Origin of the sequence: Segatella copri, from assembly GCF_026015295.1 — a bacterium.
Classification (GTDB): domain Bacteria; phylum Bacteroidota; class Bacteroidia; order Bacteroidales; family Bacteroidaceae; genus Prevotella; species Prevotella copri_C.
The window spans coordinates 13,633-33,611 of the sequence record NZ_JAPDUW010000002.1 but is presented as its reverse complement, the minus strand read 5'-3'; the positions used below and the strand labels follow the sequence as shown (position 1 = coordinate 33,611).

Below are 19,979 nucleotides of genomic sequence, written 5' to 3'. Positions count from 1 at the left end.
GATTAAAAAGTTCACTACCTCTGTCTGGAGTTCCTTCCTTTTGAGGATTCCTCGCAAAGGTAGTGCCAAAAGCAACCAAGAGACTCTATCATGGTATAGTGATGGTCTTAAAACACTGTTAGTTCACTCCTGGTTGCTTGTTTTTCCCATTTCGATAATTGTCCGTCTCCACATACGGAGTACCTCGTTTTATAACGGCAAACATACGGAGTATCATCTTAAACTTGATTGCATTAAACACTATTCCACTGCATTTCTCCTTTCTCTTGCGTTCCCAGTAATCTCTGATGTTCGGAATGTGCTGCATGCAAACCAAACAGGCAATGGACAAATCTGCCTTTGCCTGTTTAAAACCTTTCTTAGAGACTGACGAGCCTTTTCTCACAGATGTACCAGATTCTTTCTTGAAAGGAGCGACACCAATATAGCAAGCGTATTTACGTGGGTTATCTATTGCCATGAAGTTTTCGGTCAAGACAATGGTTTCAAGTGCGACAACACGCCCAATACCAGGTATTGATGTCAGCAGGGAAAAGTTCTTGCTGATGTCCGCATCTTCTTTTATGTACATGTCAATTTCATTGTCTATGCCTTTAAGTGCATCATTGAGCGTTTTAAGTTGCCCATTCTTACGTTCCACAGACAAATCTGTGTCATACGCACATATATCATGAAGCTGCTGCTTGTAAAGGACTGACTGCTTGACTGTCTGCTTGCGTTCCGCCAAAAGCCTCTTCAACTTAAAATATACAGGAGAAGGAAGTTTTGATGGGTTGCGAAGAATCTTTCTGTGGTTCTGCTCACAGTAAATGGCTATGCGGAAAGAATCAAGCTCGTCAGTCTTGATGCGGTCGAGCGAACGCAGTCCATCATCCAAGTCTGGCTCAAAGCGATGCATCTTGCGAGGTTCCACCATCCTATAAATATAATGTTTCTCTTCCAACCACAGTCTAAAGTTTTGGGTGTAAAGTCCTGTATATTCCATACAGAACAAGACTATATCAAACCCCTTGCTTACCTTTGCCACCCATGAACCAATTTTCTTGAAACCTGCATTGTTGTTGCTCACCTTTATATGGGCTTTCTTCCAATCAATGCTTTCTCCGTCATAATAAGCAAGGTCGAGAGTCTGCTTTGAGACATCCACGCCTATGTAAAGTTCTTTATCCATAATTTTGACATTTAATAGTTAAATGGAATCAAGAAAGTTGGCTGGATTATATAAGGACTATGACATGAGAAAGGGCATACCTTGAAAGAAAGATAGTTCACCTTAACACCCATTAACCAAATATCCTAACTTGATTCCTGGGTGCAAAGGTAAAAGCTAAAACACTGCGGAGGTTCGCCCAAGTGGCTGGAGGCGCAAAGCCTCCAAGGAACGTTGCAGCAATCATTTCGGAGAATAGAGCGGTAGCCAATAATCCACAAGTACATTTTACAGCGGAACAAGTGTTGGGCGTTTTTCAGATGAGCAGTTGAAGAGATATGGTATTGCTATGAAAATCAAACACTAAACCTGTCAACAAGTTCTCAACAAAAGTTTCGACACAACAAATCACTGGGCAAAAGAGAAACATAGACATGGACATTGAGGGCTTCTCTTTCCATCATTACCTTTCTTTTGTTGAGATATTTGTTGAGAGTATGTAGAGCCATAAATACTTGATATTCAATACGACTTTCTGTATATTCAACAAATCAACAAAAATATGGGGATTTGTCAGTTTTTTATACAATATGACAAATCCCCAACAAGCAAAGTATATGCTTCAGTACTTATTCACGACAGTACGACAGCGACAAACAAACCAACAAGCAAGAGTACATTCAGCTAAAGGCGGTTGTTCCTCCACTGAATTGTAGGACAATGACACTACTTTTCTCTTTTGCCCCGTACAACTTCTTCATGATGGTGTCCCGAAACCGAACAGCACCATAAGAGCCTATACGGAAACAAAGGGCAACAACCATCGGGAAACCATACATCGTTTGCCAAATGCCCTTGGAGGTTTCCTGTTTCTGTTGTACCTCCGACATGGGCAACAAACCTTCCTCGTATATCGACCTTATCACAGCATGGAGTTTCGGGGCGGTGACATGGAGCATATCCACCAATTCGCTCTCGCTCATCCACAAGTCTTTCAAGTTGGACGGAATGGATAACATTCCATTTCCGTCCACGGTGATTACAGTCCTTTTCATGCCATTCCCCCCATTGTCGGCATATGCCCCTTGATTCGACTTTCAAAAGCTGATATGTCATGCTCCAATTTAGTACTTGTCACCTTTGCGTAAATTTGTGTTGTGGCGATGTCCGTATGTCCCAGTATCTTGCTTACACTCTCTATCGGCATACCGTAGTTTAAAGCCAAAACTGCGAACGAATGCCGGGAGACATGAAATGAAATTCGCTTCTTGATGCCACACATTTTTGCCACTTTCTTTATACGCTTGTTTACCATGTCAAGTGAGCCAATATTAAACAAGTGCATATCTTTTCTCAATGGCTTGTAACGTTCAATTATCTGTATGGCTGCATCTATCAGTTTAATTTTGAATGGTACGCCTGTCTTTTGACGCTGAGAAACTATCCATGGAGACCCACTTATAATGGCAACATTGTCCTCTGTAAGATTCTTGATGTCAACGAAAGAGATACCTGTCCAACAACCAAACATAAACAAGTCTCTCGCAAAAGCAAAGTTGGGATTTTCCAACTCTATTCCTGCAAATATGTCCAATTCTTCCTCTGTCAAGAACTCACGCTCCTTGTGGTCTGGGTCAACGTGGTACATGGCAAACGGATTTCTCTGTATCTTGCCGTTGTAGTGTGCTGCCGTGACGATATGCTTCAATGGTATGGAGTATATCCAAATGGTAGATTGCGTGAGTCCAATGACATTCTTCAAATACAGACAAAAATCACGGATGAACTCCTCGGTAAGCTCATTCATGGACATATCGCTGCGCTTGTACTGAAATTTGATGAACTCGGCAACGTACTTTCTTACCGTCAGATACTTGCGGTAGGTTCGGACAGCTCGGTCTTTTCCCACGCGTTGGGCAAAGGCTGCGTTCTCCTTGTCAAAAGCTCTGAGTAATGTCTCATACTCCGTACCTATGCCTTGATATGCGTTTCTCACCATTTCAGCGGTAACGAACGCCTCACGGTCGGAAAGCCGTTGGTAATGCTTAGCGATTTGAGCCTTGATGTTATCAAGCGCAAAGTTCACCTCATTGGCTTCCTTGCTTCTGCCTTTGGCTCTGTTGCCCTTGGCATCCCATATCGCCTTGGTCACGCTCAGCTTGCAACTGAACTGTGCGATAGTTCCGTTGATTGTCACACGTCCCATGATAGGGACAATTCCGTTTCTCTCCTTGCTTCCGTTTACATAGAAGACTGTCTTGAATGTACTTCTCATAATTCCTTGCTTTTTGTTCTGTGCAAAATTAAATCATGAGAGTTGCATGGCAAATTCACAACCTGTGCAGAATTGAGAAGTAAAAACCGAAGCCGTTAAAAATGCTTATTAGAGCGTTTCTTTGAGGTAATGACTTGAAAGCGTTTCTACTTCTCAAATCCGCCATTTTCGCATTTCCTCACGAATGCCACAAAAAGCCAACGACTGCCACAACCACTTGAAACTCAAAACAAAAGCTCAAATCTGCTATTTTTTGCTTTTTTAGTCATTCTTTTTCAGAAAAACCTTGTATTTCCAGCCTCGCCGCCCTTGAAAGGCACCTGAAACGAAACGACCGATGCGACAGGAAGACGCAAAAAAAATGTCGGAAAAGGGAGCGACAAAAAGGTGAAGAAACGAGAACTTCCCTTCAGTTCCTGGAACCGCAAATAAATTTAATTCAAGGCTATATGACAACAAACATCAACATAACACAGACTTGGTGGAGATTACTCTCCGCAGTCGGCTCAACCCTCATCACTTTGGTGGCTTGGTTGGGATATATGGCTCTCTGCATGGTCGGTGAAGTCATATTGGGAATTGTGAAGTTCATCTTCGGCATCATCATTTCCATTCTTTCTATGGTGGTACTGATTGGAACATTCATTTGGTTATTGACACTTTAAGCATACAAGAATATGGGAACAAAAAGACATTCAAAGACAGCATCACAGCAGTGCAGATATTATGAGGTGGACAACATCTTTGAGTATATGGTGGACACATACATCAATGGTAACATCACATCATTCAAGGACATCTACAGAGAGTTGAACAAGGACGCAAGACGTGATTTCGTGGACTTCATCTTCAACGAGGTGAACCCGAAATATACGATTGAGCTAATCAAGCAAACCATTTAATGAGCAAGCGATATGAACAGAAGCATTGAAGCGATACCTACATGGGCACTCTGCTACATCATCAATGGCGATGCAAGCGGACTGACTGACGAGAAATCCGTATGGTGGACGAAGCCATACGCAAGAACAATATTGAGATAGTAAGTCCAAGATACAACGAGGACATGTGCACAGAACCTTACTTCAGCCATTATCCGTTCTTCGGACTGCCTACAGAAGTTGAGGACTGCGACATCATCTATCACGAGTAACAACCCCTTTAACAACATCAGATATGAACACTACAGAATATTTCAAGAGAACCATACAAGCCTATTTGGAGGAGCGAGCAATGGAGGACGAACTCTTTGCAGCCAAGTATGACAACCACGACAAGAACATAGACGATTGCGTCACCTATATCCTTAATTGGGTACAGAAGAGCGGTTGCAACGGCTTTTGCGATGACGAGATATATGGGCAAGCCATCCACTACTACGAGGAGAAGGACGTCGAGGTAGGAAAACCATTGAACTGCCAAGTGTCTGTTAACCACCACATCGAACTCACAGAGGAGGAGAAGGCACAGGCAAGACAGGAAGCCATCCGCCAATATCAGCAAGAGCAGATGAACAAGATGCGTAACAGAGATACCGCCAAGCGCACCTCACAGAGAACGGAAGCAGAAGTACACCAACCATCATTATTCGACACGTTATGAAACCAAGAACGAAATATCAGAAGCAAGTCGTAACCTCAAACAAGGGGTTACGACCTATCAAGGGAGCGCAAATGCAATGGGCATTCCGTGAATGTCTTGACCACTATGCCTTTCAGTTGAAGCACGGACAGACCACCTGCATGGACTGCGGACACACTTGGACTACGGACGATGATGCGGACAAATGTGTCTGCCCGAAGTGTAAGGCAAAGTTGGAAGTGCAGCGCACCAAGCGACAGAAGGCAATGTCTTCTACCTATTTCAGCGTACTCACCGAGCGTAAGGGACTGCAACTTATGCGAGCATATCAGATGAAAGCCTACTACCGCAAGGGACAAAAGGCAGACATCTTTTGTTGGGAGGTGGCACGCTATTGGATGAACGAGAAAGGCAAGGTGGAGGTTATGGCACGCAAGCGCACAATGGGTATCTATATGGACACGTTCTGCTACGACTCCGACATTGAACTGCGCAGGGACAACACCACCTATCAGCATATTGCTTCATTTCCGGTCTGCCCCGATATGAAAGTCATTCCTCAGATATGGCGCAACGGCTTTGACGGAGCGTTTCACGGCATCGAACCGCTTACATTGTTCAAGGCGATGCTGACAGACCACCGCATCGAAACGATGATGAAACAATGTCGTTACGGACACGTCCGCCACTTCATAGACCACCCACGGCACTTGGAAACTTGTTGGAATGCCTACAAGATAGCCAACCGCAACCATTACCTTATTACAGACATCGGCAAATGGGCGGACTACATCTGTATGTTGGTAGAAATGGGCAAGGACATCAGAAGTCCACATTACATTTGTCCCGACAACCTTGAAGCCGAGCACGACAGAATATCCGAGAAAATCAGAGCAAAGAAAGAAAAGGAGCGCACCGAGGAGGAGATACGCAAGGCATTGAAGAACGAGGACAAGTTCAAGGAAATGAAGAGCCGTTTCTTCGGTTTGATGTTCACGGACGGCAATATCGTGGTGAGAATGCTTGAAAGCGTCAGGGAGCACGTTCTTGAGGGTAAGGCGATGCACCATTGCGTAGGCAGCGGTACAAACTACTCACTCAATCCCGACTGCATCATCTTCTCTGCAAGAATAGCCGAACAAAGGGTTGAGACCGTGGAGTTTTCACTCGAACAGATGAAAGTCGTACAATGCCACGGACTACAGAACAAGGACACCGAGCACCATGCCGACATCATCAACTTGGTGAACAGCAATGCAAGACTTATAGAGCAACGAATGGTTGCAACGACATGAAATCCATATCGGCGGAGCGATGAAAATTCGTTCCGCCACTTTCTTTCTTTTACCTTTGCACCCAGGAATCAAGTTAGGATATTTGGTTAATGGGTGTTAAGGTGAACTATCTTTCTTTCAAGGTATGCCCTTTCTCATGTCATAGTCCTTATATAATCCAGCCAACTTTCTTGATTCCATTTAACTATTAAATGTCAAAATTATGGATAAAGAACTTTACATAGGCGTGGATGTCTCAAAGCAGACTCTCGACCTTGCTTATTATGACGGAGAAAGCATTGATTGGAAGAAAGCCCATATAAAGGTGAGCAACAACAATGCAGGTTTCAAGAAAATTGGTTCATGGGTGGCAAAGGTAAGCAAGGGGTTTGATATAGTCTTGTTCTGTATGGAATATACAGGACTTTACACCCAAAACTTTAGACTGTGGTTGGAAGAGAAACATTATATTTATAGGATGGTGGAACCTCGCAAGATGCATCGCTTTGAGCCAGACTTGGATGATGGACTGCGTTCGCTCGACCGCATCAAGACTGACGAGCTTGATTCTTTCCGCATAGCCATTTACTGTGAGCAGAACCACAGAAAGATTCTTCGCAACCCATCAAAACTTCCTTCTCCTGTATATTTTAAGTTGAAGAGGCTTTTGGCGGAACGCAAGCAGACAGTCAAGCAGTCAGTCCTTTACAAGCAGCAGCTTCATGATATATGTGCGTATGACACAGATTTGTCTGTGGAACGTAAGAATGGGCAACTTAAAACGCTCAATGATGCACTTAAAGGCATAGACAATGAAATTGACATGTACATAAAAGAAGATGCGGACATCAGCAAGAACTTTTCCCTGCTGACATCAATACCTGGTATTGGGCGTGTTGTCGCACTTGAAACCATTGTCTTGACCGAAAACTTCATGGCAATAGATAACCCACGTAAATACGCTTGCTATATTGGTGTCGCTCCTTTCAAGAAAGAATCTGGTACATCTGTGAGAAAAGGCTCGTCAGTCTCTAAGAAAGGTTTTAAACAGGCAAAGGCAGATTTGTCCATTGCCTGTTTGGTTTGCATGCAGCACATTCCGAACATCAGAGATTACTGGGAACGCAAGAGAAAGGAGAAATGCAGTGGAATAGTGTTTAATGCAATCAAGTTTAAGATGATACTCCGTATGTTTGCCGTTATAAAACGAGGTACTCCGTATGTGGAGACGGACAATTATCGAAATGGGAAAAACAAGCAACCAGGAGTGAACTAACAGTGTTTTAAGACCATCACTATACCATGATAGAGTCTCTTGGTTGCTTTTGGCACTACCTTTGCGAGGAATCCTCAAAAGGAAGGAACTCCAGACAGAGGTAGTGAACTTTTTAATCTTAGGCAAAGCCCTTTCCCTTGATATAGTCTCCTCTGCCCGAAATGTCAGACTCAGTGCCTTTTAGGGAATTAGCTGTCCGTCCCAGCTTTTAAAAGATTTGGCTTATCCTGACATAGAGAGTTCCTTTCGTAAAGCGGTGCAAAGATATGAAAAATAAATCATTTGTAGGCATTGACATCTCTAAAAATGTCATAGATGTATCTATATTTCGTGAGGACACCAACATCAAAATGTTCCCTCATGAGGTGTTCAACAACACTCGCAAGGGATTTGGCGATATGTGCTCATGGCTCAAAAAGAGCCGTGTGGTACTTTCCCAAGCCCTGTTTGGCATGGAATTTACAGGTTGCTACTCCTTGGACTTGGAAAAATTCCTCACGTCCAAGAATTACTCTTTCTGTATGCTTAGTACACGTATAGTAAAACATCATCCTATGGGGACAATAGATAAGCGAGACAAGAATGACTCTGCAAAGATAGCTGACTTCCTCTATCGTTATGATGGCACGGAATGTGCCAAGCCATACAAGTTGCCAAGCAAGGCTATGCAACAATTGAAGCAACTTGTCAATGAGCGTAAGTTCCTTGTGGAGCAACGGACAAACTTTATGAACCGAATGCAGATGTTTGAAACGAAAGAGGATTCTGCCATGTATGAGAGCTACATTAAAAAGCTCAATCATGACATTGAGAAGATAGATCAGGAAGAGTGTGAATTAATGTCCAAGGAGGAAGATGTCTTTGACACTTTTCAGAATCTGTTGACGATACCAGGAATTGGTTTTGTCAATGCAACAAACATAATTGCCATCACACGAAACTTTACCGCTTTTGACACAGCTCGGCAATATGCGAGATATGTTGGCGTAGCTCCATGCAGTCACACTTCTGGTACCAGTGTGAAATGGCGTGCCCGACCTTCCGCACACTGTAACGGTCAAGTGAAAGCTGACCTGTCTATGGCGGCATTGAGAGCTGTTGAGTACGATGTGGAAATGCAAATGTTTTATAATCGAAAGTTAGGAGGCAGAAAAGATTCTGATACTAAGCGTAAGGCATTGAATGCCGTCAAGTTTAAGCTCATTTGCAGAATGTTTGCCATAGGCAAGCAAAAGAGAAAATGGGAAGTGTTGAACACCTCTGACGACAGAAAGAACTTACATATTGAAAAGTCCAAAGCAAGTGAACTATGACAATGTACCATTGTCTCTTATAGTCTTGTGAGGACAGATACGGATAACTAATTAGGAATCGAGCAAAAAGCTATTAAAAGAAAGAGTTCCGTATCGTTTTTTTTGTAACAGAAAAGTCAAAAAATGTCTTCTTCTGCTACAGGGGTAGGTATGACTATATGCTTTCTGGGGGCTATTTTGCTTATTTTAACACAAAAAAGCTCTCAAAAATTTGGTGATGTCTTAGGAATCATGAGCCGAGGAGCGGAAAAGAAAGTGGCAAAGAAACCGTCTTGCCCTTATCTGCGATGCTTGCAAAGAACAAAGGACAGTCCCCAATCAAAAGGACTGTCCTATTTTATAAAATCTTATTCTATGGAGTAAACAAGAGCAGATACTCCATTTTTCTTCTTCGCTCGATGGAAGGCACTATCTTTCCGTTCCACCTTTTGAAGTCCACATAGTCACGATAGATGTTTCTGTTGCCACTTCGCATCTTGGCATACATCCGGCTTTTCATCACCTTTCCACATCCCACATTGTAGGCAAGTGCAGCCAAGAGCAGCGAGTCACGACCGAAGTCACGAAACATGGCGCAGAGCTTTCTGAGGTCAGAGCGCAGCAATGCATCGGCTTGCCGTTCCGTCATTCTTGGAGAAAACCGCTCGCCAGGCAACAGCTTGTGCCCATATCCGACATAAGGATGATGCTTCGGTCCGTGCAGACCCTCGTACTTCTTGATGCAGGCGACAGCCAACTCAAAACGTGACACATGACGAACTCGCTTTATCGCCCCTTGCGTCTGGGCAGACAAGCTGCCCGATACAAGAAGCAAGGCTAACAATATCATCAACCTCATACGCTACCGAGTTTGTTGGCACTTCTCGCAAACTCTTCCTCCTCATCAGTATCGTTGAAGTTGAACTCCACTTCGTATGACTTGCCGAAGTTGTCCTCCACCACCACTGTCAGCGTCTGTGTCTCCGTGCTTGCCGAGGTATAGTAAAGACGGAACTTCTCGTTCTCCAACAGATAGCGGTCGTTTGGCTGGAACACCGTTCCGTTCTCCATTCTCAACGAGCCTTTTCCGTCATGCTGAAAATAGCGGATGGTATAGATGGTGCCGTCAAACTTTCCCTCCGCCTTCAACTCGCAGCGGATTTCAACGGTCTGTCCACGCACAATGTCCTTTGGCACAGGCATCGTCTCCACCTTGAAAGGATACGACTGCTGAATGTCCAGCTCATCGCTGCACGATGAAAGGATTACCGACACGGCACACACGAAAAGGAATGCCAATACGCTCACTGATTTCTTGATTTTATTGTTCTTCTTCATTGTCTTGATGTTTTTGAATGATTGTTACTTTCTTGTCTTATGGCTCATCAGGTACTCGTTCAAGTCCTTGTAACCTGTGTATAGATGCGAATGGTCAATGAACTTATCGCCATATCGCTTTTGCAGTTCGACACAGGCATTCTCGCCAGCTTCGTCATTGTCCAAGTGACAATACACTTGTGCATAGCCATCTAAAAGATGATGCACCTTTTGCATATTAGCCACCGAATTGAGGATAATATGATCCTCACCACGACCTATACCGAGCATGACGGCAGAGAGGAAATCCATAAAACCCTCGTACAGATGGCAGACGTTGCTGTTCCTGCCAATGAGAGTGACGTCCTTTGGCGACACGCAACCTTTGAAGAAGCGGTTGCGTATCTCGTAGCCATCGCTGTTGTTCTTGAAACCGACAGCAAAGAACTGTTTGCCATTGTATCGGTATTCCACCTGACAGCAGAAACGGCTCGCCACGTCAGCCGATATGCCACGCTCACGCAAGTATTGCCGAAGTGCAGGATGGCTCAATGCCTTTTCCACAATATCACTAAAGGGATTGCCTTTCGCCTTCACAGCCTTTTCTTCTGTTCTTTGATAATGCTGAAACGATGTCGGGAAACTGCCACCAAGCGTTTCAGATATGAACTTGGCTTGTGCTACAAACTCATTGCTGTTGATGAACTCCCCTGCGAGGTTGAAGATGTCACCACCTCTGGCGATGCCATAGTCATACCAGACATTCTTGTCCGTTGATACCCGAAGCGAAGGATTGCGGTCGTTGCGGTATGGCGCATGATACCAAAGTCCCGAAGCCTTGTGCTTGACAGGCTCAATGCCGAGAATATAGAGAAAGTCCACGATAGGCACTTGTTTGATTTCATTGATGTCCATAGGCTCACTGTTTTAGTTGATGATGAACTTCATGCCAATACCAAACTGCGTGTGGAAATGTCCCGTGCTGTTGCCCCAAACAAGCCCTTCCTTAACGGAAGCGGTCAAAGCTATAGCATCCGACAGGTATATTTCCGTTTCCAATGCCACGGCACCGCCATAGATAAACGCTCCCTTGTTCTGCAAGGTCGCTCCGTCTGACATGGTTCTCTTGCCCCAGTTTACGGACTCATAGCCAGCCAGTGCCGTACCTCCGATATAGAACAGCACCGTCTTACTGTTGTCGGAAAGGAAGTTGTAGGAATAACCGAACTCGCCCGTCATTTGTGCTATTGGAACGGAAGTTTCACGGTAAGGCTGATGTACTTGCAGATATTCCGCCCCATACGTCCACTTGTCACCACCCTTGGTATAGCTCGAAAGTCCGAGACCTGCATAATAGCCAGCCTTGCAGGACTTCTTGCCGTTATACACTCCGTCAGCCATGCCGACCTTCACCTCAATGCCTTTCATCTGAGGAAGACATCTTTGGGCGAATGCCTGCCCTGCGGTGAGGGCAAGCATTGCCATGATTGCAATGTTTCTTCTTTTCATCCGTTACTTCACGCTAAGTTCGTTGATTGTCAAAGCTCGCACCAAGTCACTGTTCTCCACGACAAACGACTGATGGCGACCGCCTTCCTTCTCGTTCATCTCCACGACAAGCTCCTTGTCGTCTGGAATGGTAAATTTCGGCAAGCAGAACACCGTCTGCTCCGTTTTCTTGCCAGCCACACGCACCACATAGTTGTAGGCACGGACAGGAAGAAGCACCTGCTCCTGAATGGCGGTTCGTTTCGCCACCTTCTTGTCCACCACCTTGAACGTGATATAGTCCACGTCAAACGGCACGTTGCTCTGGTTCTTGATTTCTGTGTGGAAATACAGCAAGTCACTGTGTACATAGATGCCCTTCAAAAGATACTGGATTCCGAAACGCTTGCTGCCGATGTGCTTCACCTTGCGTTTGTTCTCCTTGTGGATGGACTTCATGATGAGGTGTACCAGCATGGGACTTTCCTTGCCCAACTCCTTGAGATAAATCTCCTGCGCATTGTTCGGACGGTTCACCGCCTCACCGTCATGGATGAAGTCCGCCATCTCGATATTGAGCATGAGTGGTTCCTTGGCATACTTCACATTGAAGGTGTAGAATGAGCCATCCTCCGTGATGACGCTCATATTGGTCTCTTTCTTGAAGTTCTTCACGGCTGCTTTTACACGGATAACATTCTCTGCACCGTCCGCCTTGCCAGCAATAAGGTCCTCTGAACCCAAGTCAACGTACTTGACAGAGGCAGGAAAGAGAATATGAACCGTCTTGTCATAAGTCACTTCCAAACCATGAGGTGGAATCATGCGGTCGAAGGTCAGCTTCTTGGTCAAGCCGTGATAGAGGTTGCTGTTCTCTTCCTTCTGCGGATACACCTCCTTGGTCAAGGTCAGTTTCTCTTTCTGGTCGGAAGAAACATTGCTTACTTGCTCAGTCTTTACAGACTTCTGCGCTTTTTTCTTGCCTGTCTTCTGCGCTGATGCAGTGCAGGCTACGCCCAGCATAATGGCGAACATGATTGTTGTCTTTTTCATTTTGGTTTGCTTTTAATTAAACTTTTGAATTAAGTGGTATAAATGTTGTTGCCTTTCGGCTAATCTTCCTCTTGGTAGAGCATGACCCTGTAGCCAGCCTTCAGGTGTATCTTGACGGTACGCATCTTCTTGGAGATATACTGCGACACGCCTTGTATGACACCTTTTCCCAAGTCGGAGGCAAGTTGTGCCCCGGCATTGGAGGAAATGTTGATGCTGCTGTTCAGCGAGCTTCCCATGTTGGCACCGACTTCCTTGGCTGCATCAACCTCCATCGACTTCGGGATGAAGATGCCCTCCTGACCGTCATTGTCATAAACGGCAAGCTCTATCGGGATAATCATGCCGTTGTGCTCAATGGACTTCAAGGCTATGGAAAGCCTTTCGCCTTGCAATCGTGCCACTCCGACAATGACAGAATTTCGTGGTATCTCCCTATTGCCGACACGCATGGCTTCCAGCAGTCTCAACCTTACTGCCTGTCCGTCCGTTATGGTCTGGTTGCCGTGGATGCAGGCAGAAATCGTGTTTTTGTCGGAAACACCACCTCTTCCGATGGCGGTATTGAACCTTGCCGAAGCCTTTTCCGAGTAAGAGGCTACAAACTCCCCGTTACTCATGGGGCGGTTCAAGGACGAGACTACACGCCTTTGCACTTGCCTTACAGGGGAAACCTTGGCTTTCTTGCCCTTGGTGACAGCTTCCTTGTTTTCCTCTGTTGCAGTTTCTGCTGATGAAGGACTTGCCGCATTGGCATTTCCACCAGGCATGTACTTTGCCGCAAGTTGATAGGACTTCTCCATAAGGGCAACTTGCTCGTCCATATTGGAACGCTTGCTTTCCTGCTGCATCATGCTTGCCTCCAGCTCGTCAAGACGTTTTCTCAACTCAGCATCTTCGCTGCTTCCCCCTTGCTGTGGCTGTTCATAGAAACCGCCCAAGGTCGTGTTCAAGGTTCGGTATGCCTCGGCAGACGAGCGGATGGCATCCGCCTCTTTCCTTTCTTCCTTTGTTGGCTGCTGCCCAGACTGCATCAGGTCAAAGTCCTTTTCTTGCCGTGTAGCAGTCGAATCAATACCTGGCATGTATTCTCCAAGGGTGCTCATAGCTCTGCTTTTTTCCTTCTGCTTATTGGCAAAATCCTCCTTGGAGTATGCCTTGCGCTTGTCCGCCTCCACATCTGTCTTCTCCGCATCGGGCATTTCCATGTTGAATCCCTTGCTGCCTTTCTCACCCTCTGATGCAGACGGCTTGAAGATGAGCCATAACACCAATGCGCAGACGAGACACATGCATGGTATGGCAATCATCTTGTTACGCTTGATACGCTGTTCCTCTGTCAAAGGCTTCTTTTCCTTTGGAGCCTTATCCGGCTCCATCTTGTCATTCTTCTCTTTCTCCATGTATCAATTCATTCAGGTTGGTCACTTGCTGCCCCTTGTCGGTGGGCAACTTTACACTCTCAATATGCTCAACCTCTATATTTGAGGTCTTGCCGTTTCCGAAGTTGATGATGGCTGAACCTATCATGTAAAGGCTACAGAGGGCAAACAAGCCGAACATGACGAGCACGACTTTCAGTCTCACCCTTGGCGGAAGGGAATCCAGCCTGTCACGCAGTCTTCCCTTCATACCATTCACCTTTTCTTGGATTGTCTTAATCGGATTTTCCATTCTTGCTATTTTTATCGTTCTACTGTACTGATGTCCCTGTTCTCCACAATGGTGAAACCTTCAATGGTAAAACCATTCGGGTTGTCGTCGGAGCGTGTGGCATTCACTAACCTGCATACGGTGACAAGACTTCTTTCCGTCACATTGCTCTCTCGGAGTATCACCTGCCGTGCGTAGGTCTTGGCTTGATAAGGGTAGTTATCAAAGTTACAGACCACGCTGTCAACTTGCAGCGACTGGTTGATGTTTCCTGCAATGAGTCGGTTATAAAAACCTTTCTCCGCAAAGTCCTGGTAATAGTTGTATGCGCTCTTGTCTGCCAGCAGCAAGGCTCGTTTCACGTTGTGCTCAATGGCACTCTTTTCGGGAGAGAGCGTGAAGAACAGCTCATGAAAGCGTCTCACGTGTTCCCTTGCCTCGGCAGGTCTGTTCTGTGAGAGGTCTTGCGAGAGAGCGAGCATCAGTGACTTGCCTCCATCAAGGACGTATATCTTCTCGCGTTGCTTCTCCGCAAATCGGAATGCGAACACCACCGAACATATTGCAACAACAGCGCAACCGATGACGAGGACGATGCAGAACAGGCGTATCTGCCTGAACGAGGTCTCGATATTCTTCAATGACTTGAATTCCATTTTTCTTTTCGTTGTATTGTTCATGAATGACTATATTTTCTTAAATCCGCTCTTGATGAGCCTTCCGGCACGTCCTGCCACATTTCCAGCCGTTGCTCCTGCGATGCTTCCGCCCAGTGAGCCTGCCGTGTTCACGTTCCGGTTGTAGTTGCCGATGCCGCCACCTGCCTGTATGATCCATCCCGCCACGGTCGGTATGGTGAAGTAACCGATGATTCCGATGATGAGGAAAACGATGTAAACACCGTTGCTTGCCTCAATGGAAAAGTTCGGGTCGTTCTGCAATGCCTCGATGTCGTTTTGCAGCATCAGCACCTGTATCTTGGCAAGGATGGTACTGAACAAGTCCGAAACGGGTAGCCAGAGATAAATCTGTATGTACCTGCAGAACCATTGCGTCAGCGTGGACTGGAATCCGTCCCATACCGATATGGCGAAACAAAGCGGTCCGAGGATGGACAGGACGATGAGGAAGAATGTCCTCAGCACGTCTATGACCAGTGCAGCGGCTTGAAATAGCAGCTCCAGCAGTTCACGGAAGAAATCACGGATGCTCTTTTTCATGCTGTACATGCCACGCTCCACATACATTCCTGCCATTGTCACCACGTCGCCGGGTGACCAGCCGAGTTCGTCAAGCTGCTTGTCAAACTCCTCGTTGCTCACAAGGTATGCGGTTTCCGGATTGCGTTTCATCGCCTCATACTCCAGTTTGTCTTTCTGCGCCCGGTATTCATTCATGTCGAAGGTCTGTGTCTCCAGCATGGAATGTGTACCTTGCACGATGGGACTCATCACGCTGTTGAGCGTACCGAGCACGATGGTCGGGAAGAACATGATGGCAAGTCCGATGGCAAACGGACGGAGCAGCGGAAATACGTCTATCGGCTCTGCCCTTGACAGTGACTGCCAAACCCTCAGGGCGACATAGAACAGCGCCCCAAGTCCTGCAAGTCCCTTGGCAATGTCCGTCATGTCGGAACACAGCGGCATCATCTCGTCATACAGGGAACGCAGTATCTGGTGAAGATTCTCGAAATCCATAGGCTACCAGTATTTCTCGTTTGACTTGCCGTAGAGTCCCATGATGCGGTCGAGGTCGTTTTTCTTCTTGGCACGCAGATAACTCACGGAAATGTTCTTGTTGGTGTAGTAGCTCACGAGATTGCGGTAACGCTTCATCTTCGAGTAGCAGCGTTCCACCACGTCCATTCGCTCCTTGTCCGTCATGGAAAGGGTCGTGATGTTCACCACGTTCTTCAGTTCTGTCAGCACATCGTTGCTTTCCTCCAGCAGTTTGGTGTAGCCGAAGCCGATGGCGGAGAGTTCCTCCACGGAAAAATTGTCATCGTGCATCATCTTCTGGTAGTTGTTGATGTAGATGTCCGTGATGTCACCCACCATGAGGATGGTCTGCTGCACCTTGCGTGCGTCCTTGACGAGGTTGTTCACCGACTTCAGCGCATCGTAGTACTTCTTGCCCTGCTCGTAAATTTTCACGGTCTCCTTGAAGTTGTTGATCATGTTCTGAGCCGTCGAAGACGTGTGGACGATGTTGTTGGACGAGTTGATGATACTCTGCGCAATGTTGGTAGGATCTATGACAGACCACTGTGCGCTTGCCTTTCCTACCATCAGCAGGAACAGGCAGATTGTCATGATTACTTTTGTTCTCATTTTTACTTTTGGATTAAGTGGATAATGAATTTACTTGTTCTCTTGTTTGTCCTCTGCAAGCTGTCGGATGGCAGCTTCCATGTCGTCACCGAGTTTCTCCGCCAATGCCCTTACCTCCAGTTTCTCACTTTCTTCAGTCGTATAGGCGAGATATTCCTGCGTGGACACCTCTGTGGCATATACTGCCGACTGCGTTCCGCCAAGTCCTATCCATACTTCCTTGTAGAGACGTGACGGGTCGTTGGACTGGTTGATGGAGAGAATCTGCGACTTCTCCTTTTCCGTCAATCCGAGCAATGACTGTATCTGCTCGAACTTGTTCATGAACTTCCTCTGGTCAAGGAGTATCTTGCAGTCTGAGTTGTTGATGATACTGTCCTTCACGATAGCGGAGGATATGATGTCCTCGACTTCCTGCGTCACCACAACCGCCTCACCGAAGAACTTTCTGACCGTCTTATAGAGATACTTGATATAGGAAGCCATGTTTGCCGAAGCTATCGCTTTCCATGCTTCTTCTATCACTATCATCTTACGGATGCCTTTCAGGCGGCGCATCTTGTTGATGAACAGCTCCATGATGATGATGGTCGTGACCGGGAACAGGATTGGATGGTCCTTGATGGAATCAATCTCGAAAACGATGAACCGCTTGTGCAGCAGGTCAAGTTCCTTGTCGGAGTTAAGCAGATAGTCATATTCGCCACCCTTGTAGTAAGGTTCCAGCACGTTGAGAAATCCGTCTATATCAAAATCTTTCTCACGGACTTTCTTTTCTTCCAGTACCTTGCGGTATTCCGTTCCCACAAACTCATAGAAAGTATTGAAGCACGGCACGATGTCGCTTTTCTCTTTCAGTTTACCGATGTAGAGCGACACGGCATTTGACAAGGCAACCTCTTCCGCTCGTGTGGCAGGCTCGTTGTCCTTCTTCCAAAGTGTCAGGAGCAAAGTCTTGACGCTCTCTCGCTTCTCGATGTCAAAGACCTTATCCTCGGTAAAAAAGGGATTGAATGATATGGGACTCTCATCCGTATAGGTATAGTAGATACCGTCCTTTCCGCCTGTCTTTCTGTTGATCATCTCGCAGAGTCCCTGGTAGGAGTTTCCCGTATCGACCAAGACCACATGCGTGCCTTGCTCGTAATACTGTCTGACGAGGTGGTTCATGAAGAAGGACTTCCCGCTTCCCGAGGGTCCGAGCACGAACTTGTTGCGGTTGGTTGTCACGCCTTTTCTCATCGGCAGGTCAGAGATGTCAATGTGCAGCGGCTTGCCACTGATGCGGTCTGCCATCTTGATGCCGAACGGTGAGGGAGAATCCATATAGTTAGTTTCCTCCGTGAAGAGGCACACTGACTGCTCAATGAAGGTATAGAAACTCTCCTCTGACGGAAAATCACCCTCGTTGCCGGGTATCGCAGCCCAGAAAAGTGTCGGACAATCCACCGTGTTGTGGCGTGGCACACATTCCATGCTTGCCAACTGACTGCCCACATCATTGCGAAGATGCTTCAACTCTTCCAACTCCTCACCCCATGCCATAACATTGAAATGGGCACGGACAGACTGCAAGCCTTGTGAGTGAGCCTCGTTCAGATACTCGTCAATCCATTCCTTGTTGATGGCGTTCTGTCGGCTGTACCTTGACAGCGAGTGCATGTTACGGGCGGTCTTCTCAAACTTCTGCAAGGTCTCGTCACTGTTGTCTATGAATACATACTGGTTATAGATATGGTTGCAGGACAACAGCAAACCAACTGGAGCGGCAAAGGAAAGTCGGCAGTCACTTCGGTCAGTGGACAGTCGCTCAAAGCGGTTGTCCGTAGATACTTCCGTGGGAAGGTCTTCCGTTTGCGACAAGGTATGAAGGCATAGGTGTTTGTTTCCGATACGCATACCACTTGCAGACAATTCCATGTCCTCCAAACATTGCACGTTCTCCGTGGAAAGCGAGAGGTACTTACCTACAAGCCCGGTTGTCCGTTCCGTGCCTGTGATTTCCTCATCTATCAGTCTGCGTAAGGAGATATAGCCGGAGTCATTGATGATTCTTGCAAACTGCTCCACGGCATCGAGGAATCTTGCGACCGTTTCCTTGTCCTTGATATCCTTGGGGATGATATGCCCACGGCACAAGGTGGAAAAATTGCTCTGGTGTGCCATACGCTCCTTGGTGGTCTTGGTGAGGAACAGGTAACACTGGTGATGCAGGTAAGGACGCTCATTGAAGTGTCTCTCGTAGCTTCTTGACAGAAAGCTCATATCGCTTTTCAGCAAGTCCGGTTCGTAGTTCTCTTTCACGAACCAGTCCTGCTTGTGTACGATGCTGTAGTCGGGCAGCACCTTGATAGCCTTGCACCATGCGGCATGTACCGACTCATACTCCTGCGATGTAACCGTGAAGATTTCGGGGAGCGTTAACTCGTAGGCGACCGTGATGTCGCCATCCTTGGAGATGATGCAGCCTTGCTCCACAGCAAGCAACGGGAACTTGCTTTCAAGGGTGCTTGATTTTCTGATATTTCTCATTCTTCTTTCTTTTTATGTTTGAACATCCGGTTTGTTTTCCTTCGGTTGAGGATATAGCGTGGATGGCTCTTGGCGGCAAGGAACTTCATCAGTCCATGCTCACCATACTTGTTGTTCAGATGGAATGTTCCCCATACAAGCAATGATCCGAGCGTGAGACCCAAGCCGATGCAGACCAGTTGGTCCGCACCTGCCATATAGAGGACGACCACAAGGAAAAAGACGGCAAGCAGTCCACCTGCAAAGATGAAGAGGTACTGTGCCTTCAGTCCCTTGAACTCAACCGAATGACCGATGCCCTTGTTGATTGGGTAGTCAGCCATAAGTCTTATACCTTAATTATATTATAGGAAGAACGAGCGGAGGATGGTTGCGCTCACGATGAGGAAGATGCAGGCTCCGAACCAGCTTGCGGCAGTCTTGCTCGTGTCGGGGTCGCCAGACGAGAACTTGCCATACACCTTGATGCCTCCGATGAGACCCACCACGGCACCGATGGCGTAGATGAGCTTCGTGCCTGGATCGAAGTAGGAGGTCACCATACTTGTTGCTTCGTTGATACCTGCAAGTCCGTTGCCTTGCGCGAATGTCTGTGATACGGCTGCGACAATCATCGCAGCGAGAAGAATGATTCTGTTTTTCTTGTTCATAAATCGTTTTTTGTCTGTGCCTTGGGGATTGGATGATCCCGTTTGGCGATTGATACTTTTGTTTACTCATGCGGCATGATGCCGACTTGTGGATTCAGTGGCGAG

22 protein-coding genes and 1 pseudogene are annotated in these 19,979 nt (G+C 46.6%); 7 read left to right on the top strand and 16 right to left on the bottom strand.

Translation table 11 applies throughout. The features are described from left to right. Positions 1-118: 118 nt before the first annotated feature. From ONT18_RS16245 to ONT18_RS16235, 3 genes are all read right to left on the bottom strand, one after another. Positions 119-1,171: an IS110 family transposase gene (locus tag ONT18_RS16245; protein WP_007896891.1), complete on the bottom strand. Its 1,053-nt coding sequence runs from the start codon at positions 1,169-1,171 to the stop codon at positions 119-121. A gap of 659 nt (positions 1,172-1,830) precedes the next feature. Continuing rightward, positions 1,831-2,205 (bottom strand): hypothetical protein, encoded by a 375-nt coding sequence (locus tag ONT18_RS16240; protein WP_264907000.1) that lies wholly within the window; start codon positions 2,203-2,205, stop codon positions 1,831-1,833. After that, positions 2,202-3,425, bottom strand: a complete 1,224-nt coding sequence (locus tag ONT18_RS16235; protein WP_022459668.1) for a site-specific integrase — start codon at positions 3,423-3,425, stop codon at positions 2,202-2,204. The genes ONT18_RS16240 and ONT18_RS16235 overlap by 4 nt, the downstream gene beginning before the upstream one ends. Before the next feature lie 449 nt (positions 3,426-3,874). Between ONT18_RS16235 and ONT18_RS16230 the strand changes: the two genes are divergently transcribed. The 7 genes and pseudogenes from ONT18_RS16230 (at position 3,875) to ONT18_RS16200 (ending at position 8,869) form a co-directional block, all read left to right on the top strand. Further along, positions 3,875-4,090 carry a hypothetical protein gene (locus tag ONT18_RS16230; protein ID WP_005823733.1) on the top strand — a complete coding sequence of 72 codons (216 nt, stop codon included), beginning with the start codon at positions 3,875-3,877 and terminating at the stop codon, positions 4,088-4,090. A 12-nt stretch (positions 4,091-4,102) separates the two neighbouring features. Further along, on the top strand, positions 4,103-4,327 hold the full coding sequence (locus ONT18_RS16225; protein WP_068855719.1) for a hypothetical protein: 225 nt from the start codon (positions 4,103-4,105) through the stop codon (positions 4,325-4,327). 12 nt (positions 4,328-4,339) lie between these two features. After that, positions 4,340-4,578: pseudogene (locus ONT18_RS16220) on the top strand (DUF6926 domain-containing protein). 23 nt (positions 4,579-4,601) lie between these two features. Next, positions 4,602-5,027 carry a PcfK-like family protein gene (locus ONT18_RS16215; protein ID WP_264906996.1) on the top strand — a complete coding sequence of 142 codons (426 nt, stop codon included), beginning with the start codon at positions 4,602-4,604 and terminating at the stop codon, positions 5,025-5,027. Further along, positions 5,024-6,301: a PcfJ domain-containing protein gene (locus ONT18_RS16210; RefSeq protein ID WP_264906994.1), complete on the top strand. Its 1,278-nt coding sequence runs from the start codon at positions 5,024-5,026 to the stop codon at positions 6,299-6,301. The genes ONT18_RS16215 and ONT18_RS16210 overlap by 4 nt, the downstream gene beginning before the upstream one ends. 202 nt (positions 6,302-6,503) lie before the next feature. Continuing rightward, a complete protein-coding gene (locus ONT18_RS16205) occupies positions 6,504-7,556 on the top strand; it encodes an IS110 family transposase (protein WP_007896891.1) in 1,053 nt (350 codons plus the stop codon). Between the two features lie 266 nt (positions 7,557-7,822). Beyond that, positions 7,823-8,869, top strand: a complete 1,047-nt coding sequence (locus ONT18_RS16200; RefSeq protein WP_007896893.1) for an IS110 family transposase — start codon at positions 7,823-7,825, stop codon at positions 8,867-8,869. A 352-nt stretch (positions 8,870-9,221) separates the two neighbouring features. Here ONT18_RS16200 and ONT18_RS16195 read toward each other — a convergent pair whose 3' ends face one another. Genes ONT18_RS16195 through ONT18_RS16135 form a run of 13 tightly spaced genes read right to left on the bottom strand, consistent with a single transcriptional unit; the run spans position 9,222 to position 19,874 of the window. Continuing rightward, positions 9,222-9,707, bottom strand: coding sequence for a lysozyme (locus tag ONT18_RS16195; protein ID WP_264906991.1), 486 nt, complete (start codon positions 9,705-9,707; stop codon positions 9,222-9,224). Continuing rightward, positions 9,704-10,195, bottom strand: a complete 492-nt coding sequence (locus tag ONT18_RS16190) for a DUF3872 domain-containing protein (RefSeq protein WP_373690147.1) — start codon at positions 10,193-10,195, stop codon at positions 9,704-9,706. Before ONT18_RS16190 ends, ONT18_RS16195 begins: the two co-directional genes overlap by 4 nt. Positions 10,196-10,210: 15 nt before the next feature. Beyond that, entirely contained in the window at positions 10,211-11,080 is an 870-nt protein-coding gene (locus ONT18_RS16185) for a toprim domain-containing protein (protein ID WP_264906987.1), read from the bottom strand. Between the two features lie 12 nt (positions 11,081-11,092). Further along, positions 11,093-11,674: a conjugal transfer protein TraO gene (locus tag ONT18_RS16180; protein ID WP_264906985.1), complete on the bottom strand. Its 582-nt coding sequence runs from the start codon at positions 11,672-11,674 to the stop codon at positions 11,093-11,095. Positions 11,675-11,677: 3 nt separating this feature from the next. Continuing rightward, positions 11,678-12,706 carry a conjugative transposon protein TraN gene (traN, locus tag ONT18_RS16175; protein WP_143722985.1) on the bottom strand — a complete coding sequence of 343 codons (1,029 nt, stop codon included), beginning with the start codon at positions 12,704-12,706 and terminating at the stop codon, positions 11,678-11,680. Between the two features lie 59 nt (positions 12,707-12,765). Next, positions 12,766-14,109 carry a conjugative transposon protein TraM gene (gene traM / locus ONT18_RS16170; protein WP_264906983.1) on the bottom strand — a complete coding sequence of 448 codons (1,344 nt, stop codon included), beginning with the start codon at positions 14,107-14,109 and terminating at the stop codon, positions 12,766-12,768. Next, complete coding sequence (locus tag ONT18_RS16165; RefSeq protein WP_153089026.1) at positions 14,090-14,380, bottom strand: TraL conjugative transposon family protein; 291 nt, start codon at positions 14,378-14,380, stop codon at positions 14,090-14,092. The genes traM and ONT18_RS16165 overlap by 20 nt, the downstream gene beginning before the upstream one ends. An 11-nt stretch (positions 14,381-14,391) precedes the next feature. Next, entirely contained in the window at positions 14,392-15,015 is a 624-nt protein-coding gene (traK, locus tag ONT18_RS16160) for a conjugative transposon protein TraK (protein WP_068856390.1), read from the bottom strand. 30 nt (positions 15,016-15,045) lie between these two features. After that, positions 15,046-16,059 carry a conjugative transposon protein TraJ gene (gene traJ, locus ONT18_RS16155; protein WP_068856391.1) on the bottom strand — a complete coding sequence of 338 codons (1,014 nt, stop codon included), beginning with the start codon at positions 16,057-16,059 and terminating at the stop codon, positions 15,046-15,048. 3 nt (positions 16,060-16,062) lie between these two features. Beyond that, the gene (locus ONT18_RS16150; protein WP_370867672.1) at positions 16,063-16,674 is read right to left on the bottom strand and encodes a DUF4141 domain-containing protein; all 612 of its coding nucleotides are present in this window, start codon (positions 16,672-16,674) and stop codon (positions 16,063-16,065) included. 48 nt (positions 16,675-16,722) lie between these two features. Continuing rightward, complete coding sequence (locus ONT18_RS16145; protein WP_264906979.1) at positions 16,723-19,224, bottom strand: TraG family conjugative transposon ATPase; 2,502 nt, start codon at positions 19,222-19,224, stop codon at positions 16,723-16,725. Beyond that, on the bottom strand, positions 19,221-19,547 hold the full coding sequence (locus tag ONT18_RS16140; protein WP_264906977.1) for a DUF4133 domain-containing protein: 327 nt from the start codon (positions 19,545-19,547) through the stop codon (positions 19,221-19,223). The genes ONT18_RS16145 and ONT18_RS16140 overlap by 4 nt, the downstream gene beginning before the upstream one ends. Positions 19,548-19,568: 21 nt before the next feature. After that, positions 19,569-19,874 (bottom strand): DUF4134 domain-containing protein, encoded by a 306-nt coding sequence (locus ONT18_RS16135; protein ID WP_068856396.1) that lies wholly within the window; start codon positions 19,872-19,874, stop codon positions 19,569-19,571. Positions 19,875-19,979 lie beyond the last annotated feature (105 nt).